This is a genomic window from Nocardia sp. NPDC046763, from assembly GCF_040645495.1.
Classification (GTDB): domain Bacteria; phylum Actinomycetota; class Actinomycetes; order Mycobacteriales; family Mycobacteriaceae; genus Nocardia.
In genome coordinates this window covers 18,300-34,709 of sequence record NZ_JBEYYI010000006.1, presented here as the reverse complement: position 1 = coordinate 34,709, position 16,410 = coordinate 18,300, and the positions used below count along the sequence as shown (strand labels likewise).

The 16,410-nt window shown below is 66.8% G+C and carries 19 protein-coding genes; 9 read left to right on the top strand and 10 right to left on the bottom strand.

Going from position 1 to position 16,410, the window contains the following annotated elements; all coding sequences use genetic code 11:
• Positions 1-136 precede the first annotated feature (136 nt).
• Positions 137-1,681, top strand: coding sequence for a long-chain fatty acid--CoA ligase (locus ABZ909_RS11690; RefSeq protein ID WP_356998517.1), 1,545 nt, complete (start codon positions 137-139; stop codon positions 1,679-1,681).
• 12 nt (positions 1,682-1,693) lie between these two features.
• Here ABZ909_RS11690 and ABZ909_RS11685 read toward each other — a convergent pair whose 3' ends face one another.
• The 3 genes from ABZ909_RS11685 to ABZ909_RS11675 all read right to left on the bottom strand — a co-directional run bounded on the left by ABZ909_RS11685 (position 1,694) and on the right by ABZ909_RS11675 (position 4,486).
• On the bottom strand, positions 1,694-3,202 hold the full coding sequence (locus tag ABZ909_RS11685) for a serine hydrolase domain-containing protein (RefSeq protein WP_356997976.1): 1,509 nt from the start codon (positions 3,200-3,202) through the stop codon (positions 1,694-1,696).
• A 215-nt stretch (positions 3,203-3,417) separates the two neighbouring features.
• On the bottom strand, positions 3,418-3,729 hold the full coding sequence (locus ABZ909_RS11680) for a hypothetical protein (RefSeq protein ID WP_356997975.1): 312 nt from the start codon (positions 3,727-3,729) through the stop codon (positions 3,418-3,420).
• A 67-nt stretch (positions 3,730-3,796) separates the two neighbouring features.
• The gene (locus ABZ909_RS11675; RefSeq protein WP_356997973.1) at positions 3,797-4,486 is read right to left on the bottom strand and encodes a hypothetical protein; all 690 of its coding nucleotides are present in this window, start codon (positions 4,484-4,486) and stop codon (positions 3,797-3,799) included.
• A gap of 364 nt (positions 4,487-4,850) precedes the next feature.
• Between ABZ909_RS11675 and ABZ909_RS11670 the strand changes: the two genes are divergently transcribed.
• Positions 4,851-5,285 (top strand): hypothetical protein, encoded by a 435-nt coding sequence (locus ABZ909_RS11670; protein ID WP_356997971.1) that lies wholly within the window; start codon positions 4,851-4,853, stop codon positions 5,283-5,285.
• On the opposite strand, the gene ABZ909_RS11665 is transcribed toward ABZ909_RS11670, so the two are convergent.
• A complete protein-coding gene (locus tag ABZ909_RS11665; RefSeq protein ID WP_356997970.1) occupies positions 5,227-6,039 on the bottom strand; it encodes a PIG-L family deacetylase in 813 nt (270 codons plus the stop codon). The two genes, ABZ909_RS11670 and ABZ909_RS11665, sit on opposite strands and share 59 nt — an antisense overlap.
• A gap of 290 nt (positions 6,040-6,329) precedes the next feature.
• Here ABZ909_RS11665 and ABZ909_RS11660 point away from each other — a divergent pair, with 290 nt between their 5' ends.
• Positions 6,330-7,088: a dienelactone hydrolase family protein gene (locus ABZ909_RS11660; protein WP_356997968.1), complete on the top strand. Its 759-nt coding sequence runs from the start codon at positions 6,330-6,332 to the stop codon at positions 7,086-7,088.
• Between the two features lie 65 nt (positions 7,089-7,153).
• Here ABZ909_RS11660 and ABZ909_RS11655 read toward each other — a convergent pair whose 3' ends face one another.
• From ABZ909_RS11655 to ABZ909_RS11645, 3 genes are all read right to left on the bottom strand, one after another.
• Positions 7,154-7,714 (bottom strand): dihydrofolate reductase family protein, encoded by a 561-nt coding sequence (locus ABZ909_RS11655; RefSeq protein WP_356997967.1) that lies wholly within the window; start codon positions 7,712-7,714, stop codon positions 7,154-7,156.
• 359 nt (positions 7,715-8,073) lie between these two features.
• A complete protein-coding gene (locus ABZ909_RS11650) occupies positions 8,074-8,700 on the bottom strand; it encodes a hypothetical protein (RefSeq protein ID WP_356998515.1) in 627 nt (208 codons plus the stop codon).
• Between the two features lie 440 nt (positions 8,701-9,140).
• Positions 9,141-9,677 carry a helix-turn-helix domain-containing protein gene (locus ABZ909_RS11645; RefSeq protein ID WP_356997965.1) on the bottom strand — a complete coding sequence of 179 codons (537 nt, stop codon included), beginning with the start codon at positions 9,675-9,677 and terminating at the stop codon, positions 9,141-9,143.
• Positions 9,678-9,735: 58 nt separating this feature from the next.
• Here ABZ909_RS11645 and ABZ909_RS11640 point away from each other — a divergent pair, with 58 nt between their 5' ends.
• From ABZ909_RS11640 to ABZ909_RS11630, 3 genes are all read left to right on the top strand, one after another.
• Entirely contained in the window at positions 9,736-10,380 is a 645-nt protein-coding gene (locus tag ABZ909_RS11640; RefSeq protein WP_356997964.1) for a dihydrofolate reductase family protein, read from the top strand.
• A gap of 101 nt (positions 10,381-10,481) precedes the next feature.
• On the top strand, positions 10,482-10,838 hold the full coding sequence (locus tag ABZ909_RS11635) for a VOC family protein (protein ID WP_356997963.1): 357 nt from the start codon (positions 10,482-10,484) through the stop codon (positions 10,836-10,838).
• Positions 10,839-11,076: 238 nt separating this feature from the next.
• A complete protein-coding gene (locus ABZ909_RS11630; protein ID WP_356997962.1) occupies positions 11,077-11,439 on the top strand; it encodes a hypothetical protein in 363 nt (120 codons plus the stop codon).
• Positions 11,440-11,454: 15 nt separating this feature from the next.
• On the opposite strand, the gene ABZ909_RS11625 is transcribed toward ABZ909_RS11630, so the two are convergent.
• Positions 11,455-12,069 (bottom strand): TetR/AcrR family transcriptional regulator, encoded by a 615-nt coding sequence (locus ABZ909_RS11625; protein ID WP_356997960.1) that lies wholly within the window; start codon positions 12,067-12,069, stop codon positions 11,455-11,457.
• Between the two features lie 52 nt (positions 12,070-12,121).
• Between ABZ909_RS11625 and ABZ909_RS11620 the strand changes: the two genes are divergently transcribed.
• Positions 12,122-13,030: an alpha/beta hydrolase gene (locus ABZ909_RS11620; protein WP_356997959.1), complete on the top strand. Its 909-nt coding sequence runs from the start codon at positions 12,122-12,124 to the stop codon at positions 13,028-13,030.
• Positions 13,031-13,070: 40 nt separating this feature from the next.
• On the opposite strand, the gene ABZ909_RS11615 is transcribed toward ABZ909_RS11620, so the two are convergent.
• On the bottom strand, positions 13,071-13,277 hold the full coding sequence (locus ABZ909_RS11615) for a hypothetical protein (protein ID WP_356997958.1): 207 nt from the start codon (positions 13,275-13,277) through the stop codon (positions 13,071-13,073).
• 568 nt (positions 13,278-13,845) lie between these two features.
• Here ABZ909_RS11615 and ABZ909_RS11610 point away from each other — a divergent pair.
• A complete protein-coding gene (locus tag ABZ909_RS11610) occupies positions 13,846-14,778 on the top strand; it encodes a lysophospholipid acyltransferase family protein (protein ID WP_356997956.1) in 933 nt (310 codons plus the stop codon).
• 98 nt (positions 14,779-14,876) lie between these two features.
• Here ABZ909_RS11610 and ABZ909_RS11605 read toward each other — a convergent pair whose 3' ends face one another.
• Complete coding sequence (locus ABZ909_RS11605) at positions 14,877-15,326, bottom strand: MarR family transcriptional regulator (RefSeq protein ID WP_356997955.1); 450 nt, start codon at positions 15,324-15,326, stop codon at positions 14,877-14,879.
• A gap of 82 nt (positions 15,327-15,408) precedes the next feature.
• On the opposite strand from ABZ909_RS11605, the gene ABZ909_RS11600 reads away from it, so the two are divergent.
• Entirely contained in the window at positions 15,409-16,251 is an 843-nt protein-coding gene (locus tag ABZ909_RS11600; RefSeq protein WP_356997953.1) for a hypothetical protein, read from the top strand.
• The last annotated feature ends 159 nt before the right edge of the window (positions 16,252-16,410 follow it).

Sequence of the window (16,410 nt, the reverse complement as noted above, 5' to 3'; positions counted from 1 at the left end):
CCCGACCCTACGACCGGTGTCTTGGAGAAATCAACAATCCGGCGACCTCGAATTGAACCCCATCTCCATGGCGCACGTCACAGTGCCCGCGAATACTCGTGACACCGACCACAGTTGTTCGACGAAGGGTTACCCGATGTACCTGACCCAGGGGCTCCACCGCGCCGCCCAGCAGCGGCCCGACGGCGTCATGACCATCTGCGGCGAGCGGACCCGCACCAATCGGGAGGTGCTGGATCGCGTGTCCCGGCTGGCCGGGGCGCTGCGCGGACTGGGGGTCGCACCGGGGGACCGGGTGGCCATGCTGTCGCTGAACTCGGACCGGTACCACGAGTACCTGCTCGCGGTGCCCTGGGCGGACGCGGTGCTCAACCCGGTCAATATCCGCTGGAGCGCCGCCGAAATCGCCTACAGCCTCGCGGATTCCGACAGCCGCGTCCTCCTGGTGGACGACGCCTTCGCACCCCTGGTGCCTGCGCTGCGGGAACGATACGACGGACTGACCACGGTGATCCACTGTGGTGACGGCGCGACGCCCGAGGGCATGGAGTCGTACGAGACGCTGATGGCCGCGGCCGAGCCCATCGCCGACGCGCGCCGCGGCGGTGACGCGCTGGCCGGAATCTTCTACACCGGCGGCACCACCGGATTCCCCAAGGGCGTCATGCTCAGCCACGCGAATCTGATGACCTCCGCGCTCGGCGGTGTCGCCACCGGCTACCTGATGTCCCCGGACGCGGTGTTCCTGCATGCCGCGCCCATGTTCCACCTGGCGGATCTGGCCGGTTGGCTGGGTGTGCTCATCTCCGGCGGCACCCACGTGACGATCCCCGCCTTCGACCCCGTCGCTGTGCTGAGTTCCGTTCAGCAGCACCGGGTCACCTCGAGCGTGCTGGTGCCGGTCATGATCCAGCTGCTGGCCGACCACCCACGGGCGCCCGAATTCGACCTGTCCAGCGTCGAGCACCTCATGTACGGCGCGTCCCCGATCTCGGAGGCGGTGCTGGAGCGGGCCATGCGGCTGTTCCCCCGCGCCGGATTCACGCAGGCCTACGGCCAGACCGAGGCCTCGCCCATCATCACCCTGCTCAGCCCCGACGAGCACCGCGCCGGCCGGTTGCGTTCGGCGGGAAAGGCGGTGCCGCACAGCGAAATCCGCATTGTCGACGGCGACGGGCAGGACGTGCCGGTGGGTGCCGTCGGCGAGGTGGTGGCCCGCGGCGGCAACGTCATGCTCGGCTATTGGAACAAGCCCGACGAGACCGAGGCCGCTCTCCGCGCGGGCTGGCTGCACACCGGCGACGGCGGCTACCTCGACGCAGAGGGCTTCCTGCACATCGTCGACCGGTTGAAGGACATGATCGTGTCCGGCGGTGAGAACGTCTACTCCGCCGAGGTGGAGAACGCCGTCGCCGCGCACCCCGCCGTGGCCGCGGTCGCCGTCATCGGCGTCCCCGACGATGAATGGGGTGAACGAGTCCACGCGGTCATCGTCTGCAAGCCCGGCCACGCCGTGACCCCGGCCGAGATCCGCGATCACACCCGGCAGCTCATCGCCGGCTACAAGGCCCCGCGCAGCGTCGAGATCGTCGACGCCATGCCGGTGTCGGGAGCCGGAAAGATCCTGAAACGCGACCTGCGGGAACGGTATTGGGGAGACCACGCGCGCCTGGTCAACTGACGAGTCGAAACCCTAGCGGGTCGGTGGTGCATCGCAGGCCGCGGGGCGTTCGGCGGCGGTGAAGAACTGGCAGATCCAGCTCGGAACGATCTGCCAGGCACCGTCTTCGGGAACGAGCGGAATCTCGAACGGCAACGCGTGCGATCCGAAACTCATGACTCCGGTCGCCACCAGCAGGCCGTGACGTAGACGGTGGACATCGCGGATCTGGTAGCGGGCCGATTCGGTCGCGTTGTCGGCCGCCCACGCTTTCCTGATGTCGCCGTTCTTGTCCCCTGCGATGCGCAGTGTGGGCGTTCCCGCGGTGGGATCGGTCCGCAGCGTGTCGCTCAGTTCCTGGTCGACCTCCGTGGCCGCCGGGACCGGCGGCTCAACGACTTTGGGGTCGGCGGCCGGTACCAGCCCCGTGCCCGGGTAGAGCGCGTCGACGAGGTCGAACCACAGCAGGGCGGCATCGACCGGCAACAGCTGCGAAGTCCCGGGACCGTATTGGTTGACCGCGACCGCCACGGTGGCGTGCTTGTCCGGCAGGTAGCCCAGCTGGTCGGTGAAGCCGAGGACCGCTCCATTGTGCCCCAGCCACCGGCCCATTCGAGCGATGCCGAGGCCGTAGCCGATGTCCCCGCCGTCCAGCTGCGTGAATCGCGTTCGGGCCTGGAAGGTTTCGGGTTTCAACAGCGTGCCGGTAGCGAGCTGTGGGCCGTAGCCGGCCAGATCCGAGATCGTGGAAACCATCGACCCGGCCGCGCCGTACACCGACGGCGGCACCCGGTTGGTGACGTCGACGGCGGCGTTCTCGTCGAAGGAGTACCCGTCCAAGTGCGGTTCGGGGACGGCCGTATCCCGGGTATAGCTGGTCTCGTGCAGCCCGAAATCCTGTGCGGTGCCGTCGAGTACCTCCGCGACCGGCTTGCCCGTGACCTTCTCCAGCACCAGGCCCAGCAGGTAGAACTCCGAATTCGAATAGCTGGTCTGTTGATTCGGCGGTTTCGCGTGTTCCGGATGCGCGATGATCGCGCGCAGGGTGTCACCGTCGTTCCACACCTTGTCCGGCGCATGCGCCACAGCCTGCGTGCCGAAATCCGTGTCGCCGTCGAGCTTCCACACCCCGCCCCGCATCCCCAGCAGATCAGCGAGGGTGATGGTCGTCCCGTTCGGCACGCCCGGGACATACTGCTCGAGGGTGTCGGTGAGCCGCAGCCGTCCCGCGTCGGCCAGCCGCAACACGGCCGCGGCCGTGAATGTCTTGGTGATGCTCCCGATCCGGAAGTGGTCCTGCACCTGCGCCGTTCGGCCCGTCGCGGTGTCGGCGACACCGTACGCGTGGATGTAGGTGCCCTTCGCCGGATCGACGATGGCGACCTCCGCGCCCGGAATCAGCCCAGCCGCCAGATGCGTGGCCACGATCTCGTCGATGGTGCGCACCAGATCCGCATCCAGCGCTCCCTCACCGCCGCGGGTGTGCGAAGCACACGCCACCGCCGTCGACACCAGGCACACCGACAGGATCGCGCCCGCCATCCGCGCGACTCCGCACCGCTGTGTAAACCTGATCCGCACGTTCAGCCTCCCCTCCGAGCGAAGCTTCAAACGTATCGCGGAGGTGTATTGGGAACCAACCGAATTCGAGCCTCCCGTGCAGCGCTGTGCAGCGGAGTCGAGGGCCGGAGCCCCCACACTTCGGGCCGGGACACCTTCCGTGTCCCGGCCCGAAATGTGCTGCGGAGCAGAAAGAACTACTGGCCCGTCTGGCAGACGCCGTTCAGGATGGCCGCGTTGTTGCCGACCAGTGCGACGTCGCCCTTGGCCAGCGCGTCGGCGTAGTTGTCGATCGCCCACCGCTCCTGGCCGCTGGCGTCGATGGCGTGCAGGCGGTCGGCGGCTTCCTGCTTCTGCTGCGGGCTCGGGCCGAGCGAACCGTAGCTGGCGAGGATGTCGTTGGCCGCCTGGCAGGCCGGGGTGAGGGCGTTGGCGGTGCCGGCGGGCAGCACCAGCAGGGCGCCCACGGCGCTGGCGGCCAGCAGGGCGGAAGGCAGGATCTTGCGCATTCATTCACTCCAAGAGCTCGTGTGCGGTTTGCGCCTCCGAGTTTGCCCGATGCCCGTCGAAAATCGATCACCGACATCTGCTCGACGGCGCATCATCGGGGCTGATTAGGGAGAAATCCCCCAATGGTGTGCGGCTCCCGGGCATCGGGTGGGCGGCTCGCCCGGCATCGGGTGAGCGGCTCGCCCGGCATCGGGTGAGCGGCTCGCCCGGCATCGGATGGGCGGCTCGCCCGGCATCGGATGGGCGGCTCGCCCGGCATCGGATGGGCGGCTCGCCCGGCATCGGATGGGCGGCTCGCCGCCGCCGTGAGTCCACGATGCGCACGGTCGGCCGCTCCCCGCCTCGCGCGAGGCTCAGCGTGTCGCCGGAGCGACGGGGGTGGATCGCCTCGGGGCGGCCGGTGCGGCACGGGCCCTCGGAGTTCCCCGGGGGCCCGTCCGCCCCGTCCGCTCCCGCCTGCTGCTGCCGATCCCGTTCGGCGATCCGGGCGAACAACCGCACCACGGCATCCTCGAGCGGCAGACCGAGCGATTCGGCCCGCAGCGCGGCCATCTCCAACGCGAACTCCCCGTCAGCGGGGGTGGGGTCGCTCAGGATCTCGTCCAGCGCCATCCCGTCGATGGCCTGCTCCCGGGTCAGATCCCACCCCGGCAGCCAGCTCAATACCCATGTCCCACCGTCGGGACCGAATACCAGATGCGCGGTCTCGGGCGTCATGTCGCTGGTAATCGCGCGACCGGATATGCGGAGCGCCATAGCCTTTCACCCTCTCGGAGTGTGGGATCCCCTCGAAATCTACGGGCGCAGCCTTAAAGATCTCTAGCGAATTGCTTGCCCCGCACTACAACCGAAGGTTGTCCTCCGGCCCTGCGGTAGCGTGCGTTCCGCCAGATCGAGATCACTTGCAGAGGGACGGATCATAAGGAGACGCAACGCCGTGCACGCGGCAGGCTGAACGGCGGTCGTCTCGCCGCGGTATGTCTCGCCACGGTTGTGCCGACCGCGACGGCGCAACCGGGTGCTCGATTACCGAGGCCGTAGTGGACCAGGATACCCAACTCCTGTACGTCTACACCGACCGCAAAGTGACGATCCTGTCGCGCCCGCTGAGGGCGACCATATGCCGGTCCGCACCCTGACAGTGCGCGGCGGCAACGAGCAGATCGGCGCCGATCTGGCGGGTCTCGGACACAGCGACCATGCCGCGCGGATCGCGCCCTACGGCGATCCCGCGCGGGCGCGCCCCACCTCCCTCGAACGCAACCATTCCACTCTCGCCGCCGCGCCCGCGGTGTCGCCGACGCCTTCGGGGGTACCGGTCGACGGCAACGAATTCGACACCGCCGCAGTCGGATACGACATACCGGAACGGCCCGCCTGCTCGGCGGTGTGGTGCCAGCCGGCCCTCACCACGACCGGACACCCGATGATCGGCCGCAATGTGGACCGGTACATCCGGCCACTCCGTCACGGATGGGTGGCAGGGATTGCGCCGGTCAGCGAAGTCCGGCGAAGAGGTCGTTTTCCTGGGCGGGTGCAGCGACGACGCGGTTGAAGTGGCGGACGAAGCTTTCGGTGGCGAAGATCGTGTGTTGTAGTTCGGCGGGCATCTGGAGGAACGGCACGCTGTCACTCTGACTGGCGTGGGCCTCGAGCGCCTTGATCTTGCGCCGGGTGTAGGGGGCCACGTCCACGACGGTGGTGATCTGATCCATGGGCGTGCCGAAGTTGTCCGGCGGCTCGAAGTCGATCAGGCCTCTCGCTCGCAGATCCGCGAACATCTCGCGGGAGGACTCGCGCGGAAGCGCGGTGTAGTAGAGCTTGTCCGGGATGCCGGTTGCCGATGCCGCCGCCACCGCGACCCGGTTGGCCTGGATGTGGTCGGGGTGGCCGTAGTTGCCATTTTCGTCATAGGTGACGACCACCTGGGGACGGTAGTGCCGCATGAGGTCTGCGAGTCGTGCGGCCGCCTGGTCGACCGGAATATTCCGGAAGGCTTCGGGGTCGTGGTTGGCGTCCCAGCCGTCCATCCCCGAATCGCGGTAGCCGAGCAGCTCGACGTGCTCGATATCCAGCAGCGCCGCCGACTCCTGAAGTTCGGAGAGTCGTTGGGCTCGCACCGCATTCGGATCGTGGCCCGGCCGTCCCGGCTTGATCCCGCCGGGCGCATCGCCCTGTTCGCCATTGGTGCAGGTCACCAGGACCGTCCGGATTCCTTCGGCGGCATACCGCGCGAAAATCCCACCGGTGCTGAGGACTTCGTCGTCCGGATGAGCGTGTACGGCCATGATCGTCAGTTGCTCGGTCATGAGTCCCGTGTGTGCTCGGCGATTCGGTGCATTCACGCTACGAATGAACACCAGGAACCGGAGGGGTGATTCCCCCGCCGCGGAATCGAACGGCGAACAGCGCGGCGATCGTCACGTGTACCGCGCGGTATCACCGGATGTTCGACGCCGCGAGCCGGTGGCGAGGCGCGGGACCGGTGTTTGGTGTCGACGTACGCGCCGCGGCACTCGGGTCTGCTCGACGCCGAGTCGAATCGGCCGATCTTGAATGAGGTACGTTCGAAAGGGGGGCGCGACAGGAGGATTCAACGGTGACCGCTGTGCACGGGATGTCGGTCGACGTTCGGACGCCGGACGGTATCGCGGACGCGTACGTCGTCCATCCCGACGATGGCGCGGCCCATCCGGGAGTGCTGGTGATCCAGGACGGGTTCGGGCTGCGGCCGAGCCTGCGGTCGCTGGCCGATCGTATTGCCGCCCACGGCTACACCGTCCTGCTGCCCAACGCCTTCTACCGGCACGGGCGTGCACCGGTGATCGAGCTGCCGGACTTCATCGACCCGTCGGAGCGGCCGGAGATCTTCCAGCAGGTCTTCCCGATGATCCGCGAGCTGACTCCGGAGCGAATGCGTTCCGACGCGGGCGCCTACCTCGACTGGATGGCAGCATCGCCGCAGGTCGCGCCGGGCAAGGCCGGTCTCACCGGCTACTGCATGGGTGCGCGGCTGGCGGTGATGATCGCCGCCATGTTCCCCGATCGGGTCGCGGCGGTGGCCGGATTCCACGGCGGACCGCTCGTCACCGACAGTCCGGAAAGTCCGCACCTGACCGTCGGAAACATCACGGGGGAGCTGTATTTCGCCCACGCCGGCGAGGATCACCACATGACTCCGGAGCATATTGCCCAGTTCGACAAGGCACTCGATGCCGCCGGCGTCCGCCACCGCACCGAGGTCTATGAAGGCGCGCAGCACGGCTACACCCAGGCCGACACGTCCGCCTACGACGCCGAGGCCGCCGAACGGCACTACCGCGAACTGCTGGACCTGTTCGACCGCAACCTGCGCTGACACCCGACTCGGCTGAGCCCCGGATCGTCACACATCGGCGAATCGGTCTTGATCGATGACCGAACTCAGCGCATGCGTTGGTAGCGAAGGTAGACGACCTGGGAGCCCACTGTCCGTGACTCGATCAGTCGCAGGTCGAGGTGCTTGTCCAGCGGCGGGAAGTACGGGGTGCCGCTGCCGAGAATGACCGGTCGCACTAACTGGCGGTATTCGTCGATCAGGTCCTCGGCGATAGCGGCCGCGGCGAGTCTCGCCCCACCGACGGCCACCACGCCGCCGCCCAGCCGATCCCGCAACCGGCCGACCTCGGTGACGATGTCCTCGGTGGCCAGGCGCGCGTTGCCCGCCACCGAATTCAGCGTCCGCGAGAACACCACCTTCGGGATCGGCCGCCAGATCCGGGCGAACTCCAATTCCGCGTCGCCGGACATGGTTTGCTCGGCCGTCTCCCACACCAGCATCTCCTGATACAGACGGCGTCCGCACAGGTGAGCGGCGATGTCACGGGTCTGCTCGAGGTGAAATCGCATCTGCTCCGCGTCAGGAGCGGTCCAGCTGATGTCACCACCCGGTCCTGCGATGAAACCATCCAGCGACACGCTCATCGAGTAGATGACAGGCAACATCGGTATCCCCTCGGCGACTGGGCGGTGCGTTCGAGCTGGTCGAGAACCTGATCGAGGCCCTCGGTCCCATAGTCGCACTGCGTCTCGCGATCCGCGGCTTCGTATTCCCAACCGGGCGTGGACATCCGGCGGTGGAGCTCTTCGGGGCCGGGGCTCGCATCGTGGTAATCGTCTGCGCCCCAATCGAAATCACAGAAAGGCAGACGGGAGAACCAATTGGCCGGTTCGGGGCGGGAGATCACCCGGGCGCGGGCGGTGAAGGCGATGGGCTTCGGTGGCCCGTTGTCCGGATGCCCGCCCTCTCACACTCCGGACCCTCGGACGGGCGGCGCCGGAGTGCCGGCGCCGCCCCGTGCGGGTTAACCCACCAACTCGGGGACGCGCAGGTGCGCGAGCGCCAGTTCGAACTCACCGACGTCGGTCACTTCGACGCCGGCCTGCTGGGTTGTGGATGCCCGGAGATCCGCGGCCTCCATGCTGTTGCGGGCCATGGCCTCGGCGCTGTCGAACGAGGCAGACGAGACGGCGGTCCCGGTTGTCCGATTGACCATGAGGCTGGCACTGCAGAACCCTTCCAGCCCTTCCATGCCCGGCAGGGCAACAGATCGGTAGATTCCGATGGCCGAGTCGAGCTGACCCGGAGTGGTCCGGGTCCAGATCGCGCGCACGCAGGCACCCTCCTGCGCGAGGTGGTCCCGATGCAGAACGGCGATATCCCATTCCTCGACCAGCGGGCCGCCACCCCCGAACATTTCGACCACGCGATCACGAATCGAGCGAACTCGACCCTGACTGTCGCGCATCGCTTCTTCCGTTTCCCACGCCGTCGTGGCGATGCACCGGCCGGAGCGTCGGTCGACCAGCAGCGACAGGCCCACCCAACCGGGCATGTCCGCCAGTTCGGACATCACTTCATCGCGCATGTAAGCAATCCCGGCATCGATAGAGGACAGCTGCGCCTGAATCGTGCTAGAGCGTGCGAACACGTTCGATCCACCTCCTCTGAGCGGGGGCAGCGCCTCGGTGACGCCACCGATGCCCCTCAGCCTGCCTCGGCATGATCGCTGTGGCAATAGCCTGCCCGGCAAACATCAGCCTGCCCGGCAAACGTCCGGCAGCCACGGGCGAACACCGGAAACAGATCACCCGGGGAGCGTTCGCCACAGATCGAACAGGTGGGTTGCACGGTCCCGGTGTGTACCAACGGGGATCAGTGTCGTCGGCGGAATCGAGGCCGGAATCTGGTATCCCGCAATCGATTCCGATCCTTCGCCGTCGGCGCCGCGGGATCGATGCGGGCTGGCGTTGCCGACGGCCCGGGTCTGTTGTCGCGGCAAGTCAGGGCTGCCGGTCGAGGGGCCCACGCGCTACCGGAGGTGGGCGACGCAGTTCGTGCTGCCGATGCACTCTTGAAGCTCCGCGGCCGTTATTCGGTGGCTTCCTGTTCTCGGCGGACTGCGGCTTCGTAGGCGGCGGTCAGTTCCGACAGGACGCCGTCGGTCGGGGGCGGTGCGCCGTGCAGGTGGATGGCGCGGAGTTCGGTCATGAATCGCTCCCACAGGGCGGGGCCGCCGGCGGCGAGGAGCTCGGCTCGCACGGTCAGTTCCGGGGTTGTGTCGAGCCAGCGGGCACCCCATGCGCCGAGTTGAGCCATGACCGGCACGAGCTGGATCGCCGCTTCGGTGAGGTGGTATTCGACCTTCTGGCGGTGGCTCGGATCGTCGTCGCGGGTGAGCAGGCCCGCGGCGACGAGTTTCGACAGGCGCGCCGCGAGGATGTTCGAGGCGATGCCCTCGATGGATCCGGAGAGTAGCTCGCGGAAGTGGGTGGCGCCGCTGAACATGATGTCGCGCAGGACGATCAGACTCCACCGGTCCCCGAGCAGCTCGACCGTCATGTTGATCGGGCAGCCCGACTTCCCCGGGGGCGTCATCAGCTTGTCATGAGCAACTGGTTGCACCATGAGATCAGTGTAGGTACAGTTCGGACTGATTGCAGATTGCAACCAGAAGGGATTGTCGATGGCGCAGATGGTTCGGGTTCACAATTTCAATCTCTCCAGCGATGGATACGGCGCGGGCGAGGGGCAGAGCCTTACACGCCCGTTCGGCGACGTCGACGCGACCGCGCTGTTCTCCTGGTCCGGCGCCACCGCCCACGCGCCCACCCGGACCGAGCCCGGCGGCAGCTACGGCCTCGACGACTACTGCACCCGGGAATGGCACCGCAATATCGGCGCAGAGATCATGGGCCGCAACAAATTCGGCCCCCAGCGCGGCCCGTGGGAGAACTACGAATGGGAAGGCTGGTGGGGAGAAGAACCGCCCTTTCGCACACCGGTATTCGTCCTCACCCACCACGTCCGGCCGTCGATCACCCGGGGCGCCACCACATTCCACTTCCTGAACACATCGCCGAAGGACGCCCTGGAACAGGCTCTGGAGGCCGCCGAGGGCAAGGATGTCCGCATCGGCGGGGGCGTGGCCACGGTCCGCCAATTCCTCGATGCCGACCTCATCGATACCCTCCATTTCGCCGTCGCGCCGGTCGAATTCGGCCACGGCGAAAGACTGTGGACGAGCCCCGACGAACTCACCGACCGCTTCCACCTGGAGCAGATCCCAAGCCCGAGCGGCGTGACGCACCACTTCTTCTGGCGCCGATAGATCGGATCCGCTGACGGTGCCGCCCGGGCGCGCAGGGCGGCGCCGAGGCCGGCGCGGTCCTGCGGCCAGCGGCAGTGGTGACGTTGCCGGACACTGAAGTGATGGCTAATCGCTGGGTTGGGGTGACCATCGACTGCGTCGACGTGGAACGGGTGGCGAGCTTTTGGAGTGTGCTGCTGGACCGGCCGCGGGGGTCTTCCGAACCCCGCTGGGTTTATCTCGGGGATCCCGGAGATCAGCAGCCTCGCCTTGTCTTCCAGCCGGTGGCCGAGCCCAAGCGTGGCAAGGTACGTGTGCATCTTGACGTCGCAGTGGACGATATCGATCAGGGGATAGCGCAGGTCGTCGCGCTCGGTGGGAGGTGGACGGGGGAGCGGCACGATTATGACGAGGGTGTGGTCGTTGTGATGACCGATCCCGAGGAGCATGAATTCTGTCTGGTTCAGTACCGTCAGTAGTTCGGGATTACCCGACTCGGTTCGGCCGTGGATGCCGACCGAAGCTGCTACTCGGGCTCGGCAGGCCCCGAGCTGGTGCCGTGTGGTCCCGTCGACCACGATTGAGCGGATCATCCCACCGATGACGGATTCGATGACCAATCCAATGCGCTACTTCGAGAAGTCAAGTGCCTGTTAGAGTTCGCGGCTGTCTTTGTTTCGGGCGTGGCGGGCATTCGACAAGAGGAATGGGTTGGGGATGAAGCGTGTGTTCGGGGTGGGGTCGGCCGGTGCGGCGGCGTTCGCGATGGCAATGGGTGTGGCGGGTGCGGCTCCCGGCGATGTGAGCAACGGCGACCCGAATGTGCTCGCGCAGCAGCAGATTCGGCAGGTGTCGGTAGGCGTGGATATCGCATCCGACACGTGGGTGTTCTCGCCCCCGGCGGCCGGGCTCGCCTGCTACTGGGGGTACGTGCCGTACCCCGGCCATGACGCACAGGGCAAGCCGTATTCGCCGTGGACGGACACCGTGCACGTCGTGGGACCCGGCGGCTGGACCGAACGTCTGGAGTCCGGATCGGTGATCGAAACCAACTGCTACATGCATCGAACCGGGGTCTGAACCAGCACTGGTGGATCAGGTGGCCTGTGCGGCGAGTGCTCGCGTCCAGAACTCGATCACGGCCTCGACGGAGGATTCGATCGTGTGGCCGTCGATGGGCTCGAGCACGACACCGTGGATCTGCGCTTCGACCGCTTGAATCAGTAGCAGTGCGGTCAATGCGGGATCGGCTCCGGCCACACCGAGACGGCTGAGGTGAAAGACGACCTCGCCGGCCAGCAGTTGCTCGAACTGTCGGAGCCTCGCCGTGCCCGCGGGAGTGCGAGGCGCCTGCTCGTAGAGCAGCCGATGCATATGCGGTGCGGCAGTGTGCAAGCGGGCGACTGCGGTGATCAGCCGTCGCACGGTGTCGGCCAAAGGTGGCTGCTCGTTGCGTAATTGGGCTGCTTCGGCCAGCAGGTGCTGGGCGCCGTCGCGGAGATGGCGTTCGGTCAGGGCGTAGAGCAGCGCGTCTTTGTTGGGCACGTAGTGGTAGAGCGTCCCGATGGACACGCCGGCGAGCTCTGCCACCTTGTTGGTGGTGGTCGCGGCGTAGCCGTGTTGCTGGAAAAGTCGAGCAGCCGCGTCGAGGATCGCATCGAAGGTGAACTCCGATCGCTGTTGGCGCGGTGTTTTACGGGGTGTCGACATGGGCTCCCGAAACCGAGTTGTCAAAACCGAGGATTACTCGAATTATTGTGACATGCACGGCATCTACCTCGCCTATCTTCCCGCCGATCTCCGGCGCGACCTGCAACTCCGGCCCGAGTCGACGTGGTGGCCATGGCGTGGCGCGCGCATCCACATCGAGCGCGTCAACCGACCGCAGGCGCGCGTGCGAATGCTGTTGGTGCACGGTGGCGGCGGACATTCGGCGCTGATGTGGCCGTTCGCCGCCTTGGCCATCGCTCAGGGCTTCGAAGTATCGGCACTCGACCTGCCGGGGTATGGCCGCACCGAGGTGGGATCGCCTCGGGCAGTGCGTTATTCGGACTGGGTCGACTGCGTTGCCGACCTGGTCCGGGCCGAGAAGGCGGTCGATCCGCGCCCGCTGGTCGTGTTCGGGGCCAGTATGGGCGGGATGCTCGCCTACGAGGCGGCGGCCCGCACCGGGATGGTCGACGCGATCGCTGCCACCTGCCTCCTCGACCCTCGATCGGCCGGAGCCCGTAGCTCGATCGGCAGGCACCGCTGGCTCGGTCGCTACGGCGCGCAGTTGCTCGTCCCTGCCCTCGACAGCATCCGATTGCCGATGCGATGGGTAGCCAACATCATGGCGATGTCCAGCATTCCGGCCCTCACCTCTACTGTGATCTCGGATCCCCGGGGTGGGGGAGTCCGGATACCGCTGGGCTTCCTGCGTACCTACCTGCGAACAGCCCCGCTGGTCGAGCCGGAGAACTTCACCGCCTGCCCGGTGTGGCTGCTTCACCCGGGCGCGGATCGCTGGACACCGCTGGCGCTCAGCAAATCGTTCTTCAGCCGGATCGCCGCCCCGAAACACCTTGTCGTCCTGGACGATGCGGGCCATTACCCGGTGGAAGACCCCGGAATCCGCCAACTGGCCGCAGCATTGGCGGACATCCATCATCAGATTGCCGCCGCCACCTGACCGAGACGGCATCGGAACACCGGCCAGTTGGCCGCCGAGCTCAGCGACCCGACTGCGTAGGCGCGAGCCGCGCGGGCTCCGTGAGTCGATGCCGCCCACCGGCGGAGGCTGCCACCGGGGCGGGGAGCACGACTGTCGGCGGATCCAGCAGGGCGTACAGGCGGGCGCAGAAAGCATCGATGCTGCCGTAGCGCGCGAGGATCTCGCGCAGCAGCGCGTGGACGGTCGAGCCTGTCGGATCGGTCATCTCGGCCCCTCGGAAGTTCATCGGCCAGCCGGGCCGGTTCTGCCTCGGCACTCTGCATGATCGGTCGGATCACGCAGCTAATTCGGGGATATCTGTCAGTACCGTGCCGTGAACACTCCCGATTCATGCCACGCTCACGGGATTCCTGCCGTTCCAACGCCGGGTATCGCTACTGTCCGGTTCGGGTGGACCGAGTGCTGAACGCGGCATGTCTGAGGGTCTGGTTACCCCGCCGCATTCCCTGCTTAAACCGTCATTTCCGGGCCGCCGCGCCCAAGAGCCGAATCACCACCCGGCCCACCGCATCTCGCTGCTCGTCGGTATTGCTGCTCCGACCGGCCGCAAGGTCACCCCCGGGCCGCGAACTACGGTGTTGCGCAGCCATTTCAGTCCGGTCAGTGGTGCGGGCATGTCATGCCGACCACGGCGTCGGCGAAGGAGACAATTCGTATGGGCTCGTACCTGCGTCCACGCCGGACCGGGATACGATTCGAGCTGCTCGTCCGTTTTTTGTGCTCCACGCTCCACGATTTCAGTTCCAGGAACGAATCGAACGGTGGTTCACATCATGCGTATCGGGAACGCTGTCGGCGCGGTCGCCGGCGCACTCGCGGACACCCTGACCAAGTCCGGCATCGGCGCCACGGCCGATTTCGCGCGCCGCCGCCTCACCGGGGACTATCGTCTCGACGAGTTCGGCCTCGACGAACACCTCCTGGAGTCGGTGATTCTGCCGGCCCTGCGTCCGCTGTCGGAGCTGTGGTTCCGAATACAGGTCGACGGCGTCGAGAACATCCCAGAATCCGGCGCGGCGCTGATCGTGGCGAACCACGCAGGCGTGGTGCCGCTGGACGGGCTGATGCTGCAGCTGGTGGTACACGATCGGCATCCCGGGCAGCGGGCGCTGCGACTACTGGCCGCCGACCTCGTCTTCGAGCTGCCGATCCTGGGCGAGCTGGCCCGCAAAGCCGGGCATACGCACGCCTGCGCCGCCCACGCGGAGCAGCTGTTGCGCACGGGCGCGCTGACGGGCGTCTTTCCTGAGGGCTTCAAGGGTGTGGGCAAGCCGTACAGCGAGCGGTACAAGCTGCAGCGGTTCGGACGCGGCGGTTTCGTCTCCGCGGCCGTGAGAACAGGGGTGCCGATCATTCCGTGCTCGATCGTCGGCTCGGAGGAGATCTATCCGAAGCTCGCCGACATCAAGCCGCTTGCCCGGCTGCTCAGCCTGCCGTATTTTCCGGTGACGCCGCTGTTCCCACACCTGGGAGTGCTGGGCTGCATACCTCTGCCGTCGAAGTGGTACATCGAATTCGGCGAGTCCCTCTCCACCGGTGTCTACGGTCCGGAAACCGCCTACGATCCGATGATCATGTTCGAGGTCACCGATCGGGTCCGCTCGACCATCCAGCAGATGCTGTACAAGCGGCTGACCGAGCGTCGAGGACCATTGACTGGCGGACTGGGTCGACGGGGCTTCCGTCCACCTCTGCTCAGTACGTAGTGAGAACGTCGAAGCCTCGGCTGGAGAACCGGCGCACGCGCCCAATCAGGCGATGACCGATGCCGTTTCGAGGACATTCCCACCCGCCACGCACCGGGTCAGGTGTCGAGCTCGGTGGCGAAGCCCCGGTCGATGCGGGTGAGGAAGTCGGCGACCAGTTCGAGTTCGGCAATGGTGTAATCGGCGATCTCCCGTCGCCACGCGCCCAGTAGTGGACCGAAGATCGGGGCGATGTCGGCGCGCGCCCGGTCTTGCGCCAGGTGGACGAGCACTCGCCGGCGGTCGGTGGCGTCGCGCTCGCGGCGGACCAACGCGGCCCGTTCGAGCCGATCGACCAGTCCCGTCATCGACGCGGTCGTCAATCCGGTGAGTCGGGCCAGCTCACCCGCGGTCCGTGGCTGGTGCTGGAGCAGCTGTAGCACCTGCATGTCGCTGGCATTGATGCCCAACCGGCCCGCGGCGAGCTGGTTCATCCGCATCCCGAGCTCGGCGGTCCGGCCGACGCCTGCCAGCACGGCGTCGATCAAACGCGCCTTCTCCGTTGACATCCCGCATTCCTCTCGTCATCCTGATATCTAGCTATCCTAGTAATTAGATTTTCTTGACATCAGTTTACCGAGAGGAATGACAATGGCGCGCCTACTGTCCCCGCTGTTGTTCGTGCTCACCACCACTGTGCTGGTCGCAGCCTGCGGCTCGGCGCCCGCCGATTCCGTTGCCGAGAGCTACCAGGGTCGGTGGAATTACGACCTGCCCGACGCGGCCACCATGACCAATATCGCGACCATGAACATCGGCGAGGGCCTCCGGGGGCCGCAGATCGGCGACATCGTCTTCACCTCCGCCGGTCCCCACCGGATCGTCGGCCGCACCGACGTCGGCTGCACCTGGCAATTCGACATCACCGGCGACGGTCTGGCCTTGGCCTCACCGGGTCAGACCTGCTACAACCCCACCGCGGGCTATGCCTACACCATGACCGAATGGGCGATCCACGTCTCGGGCGTCCACGAAACCGAATCCATCAAGGCCATCAGCCATCACAGCGACCGCGACTACGAATTCGATCTGGCCCACGGCGCCCGCACCCGCACCACCGAAGACGACCCCGGCTCGGCCAAGGCCTTCCTGGGCGCCTGGTCCTACGGTCTCCCCGACCCCGCAACCGGCGTCAACACCCAACTCACCGCCGGCGCCGCACCCACGCCCCTCACCGGCTCCATCACCATCACCGGCGATTACGGCAGCCGAGTCACCGCACACACCCCCGACGGTTGCGACTGGACGCTGCTCACCCGTGGCGACACCGCCAAGCTGGACCCACCCGCCCAAACCTGCACAGTCGCCAATTCCGCTGTGACGCTGACCTATTGGACCATCGCCACCGACGGCAGCCATCAGATTTCGGCCGCCTACGGCACCACCCCCGACAACACCCGCTTCTCCGCCAATGGCGACCTCCACAAACGATAGAGAGATAGTTTCGCTTGTGCGCCGACGGATACCTCGCGCTGGGCGCGTGCGAACCTCGCGTCTGGTTGCGCGCGATCGACTACCGAGCTGGAATCCATTGCACGCGAACACCATCCACCGCTGAATGCCGTGCGTGGGAGGGCAGTCTGGTCGCGGGGC

Bases quoted from the DNA above. Each gene is read 5' to 3' on its own strand.
- ABZ909_RS11690 (WP_356998517.1), top strand. From the start codon at position 137: ATGTACCTGACCCAGGGGCTCCACCGCGCCGCCCAGCAGCGGCCCGAC.
- ABZ909_RS11685 (WP_356997976.1), bottom strand. From the start codon at position 3,202: ATGGCGGGCGCGATCCTGTCGGTGTGCCTGGTGTCGACGGCGGTGGCG.
- ABZ909_RS11680 (WP_356997975.1), bottom strand. From the start codon at position 3,729: ATGCGCAAGATCCTGCCTTCCGCCCTGCTGGCCGCCAGCGCCGTGGGC.
- ABZ909_RS11675 (WP_356997973.1), bottom strand. From the start codon at position 4,486: ATGGCGCTCCGCATATCCGGTCGCGCGATTACCAGCGACATGACGCCC.
- ABZ909_RS11670 (WP_356997971.1), top strand. From the start codon at position 4,851: ATGCCGGTCCGCACCCTGACAGTGCGCGGCGGCAACGAGCAGATCGGC.
- ABZ909_RS11665 (WP_356997970.1), bottom strand. From the start codon at position 6,039: ATGACCGAGCAACTGACGATCATGGCCGTACACGCTCATCCGGACGAC.
- ABZ909_RS11655 (WP_356997967.1), bottom strand. From the start codon at position 7,714: ATGTTGCCTGTCATCTACTCGATGAGCGTGTCGCTGGATGGTTTCATC.
- ABZ909_RS11645 (WP_356997965.1), bottom strand. From the start codon at position 9,677: ATGGTGCAACCAGTTGCTCATGACAAGCTGATGACGCCCCCGGGGAAG.
- ABZ909_RS11640 (WP_356997964.1), top strand. From the start codon at position 9,736: ATGGCGCAGATGGTTCGGGTTCACAATTTCAATCTCTCCAGCGATGGA.
- ABZ909_RS11635 (WP_356997963.1), top strand. From the start codon at position 10,482: ATGGCTAATCGCTGGGTTGGGGTGACCATCGACTGCGTCGACGTGGAA.
- ABZ909_RS11630 (WP_356997962.1), top strand. From the start codon at position 11,077: ATGAAGCGTGTGTTCGGGGTGGGGTCGGCCGGTGCGGCGGCGTTCGCG.
- ABZ909_RS11625 (WP_356997960.1), bottom strand. From the start codon at position 12,069: ATGTCGACACCCCGTAAAACACCGCGCCAACAGCGATCGGAGTTCACC.
- ABZ909_RS11620 (WP_356997959.1), top strand. From the start codon at position 12,122: ATGCACGGCATCTACCTCGCCTATCTTCCCGCCGATCTCCGGCGCGAC.
- ABZ909_RS11615 (WP_356997958.1), bottom strand. From the start codon at position 13,277: ATGACCGATCCGACAGGCTCGACCGTCCACGCGCTGCTGCGCGAGATC.
- ABZ909_RS11610 (WP_356997956.1), top strand. From the start codon at position 13,846: ATGCGTATCGGGAACGCTGTCGGCGCGGTCGCCGGCGCACTCGCGGAC.
- ABZ909_RS11605 (WP_356997955.1), bottom strand. From the start codon at position 15,326: ATGTCAACGGAGAAGGCGCGTTTGATCGACGCCGTGCTGGCAGGCGTC.
- ABZ909_RS11600 (WP_356997953.1), top strand. From the start codon at position 15,409: ATGGCGCGCCTACTGTCCCCGCTGTTGTTCGTGCTCACCACCACTGTG.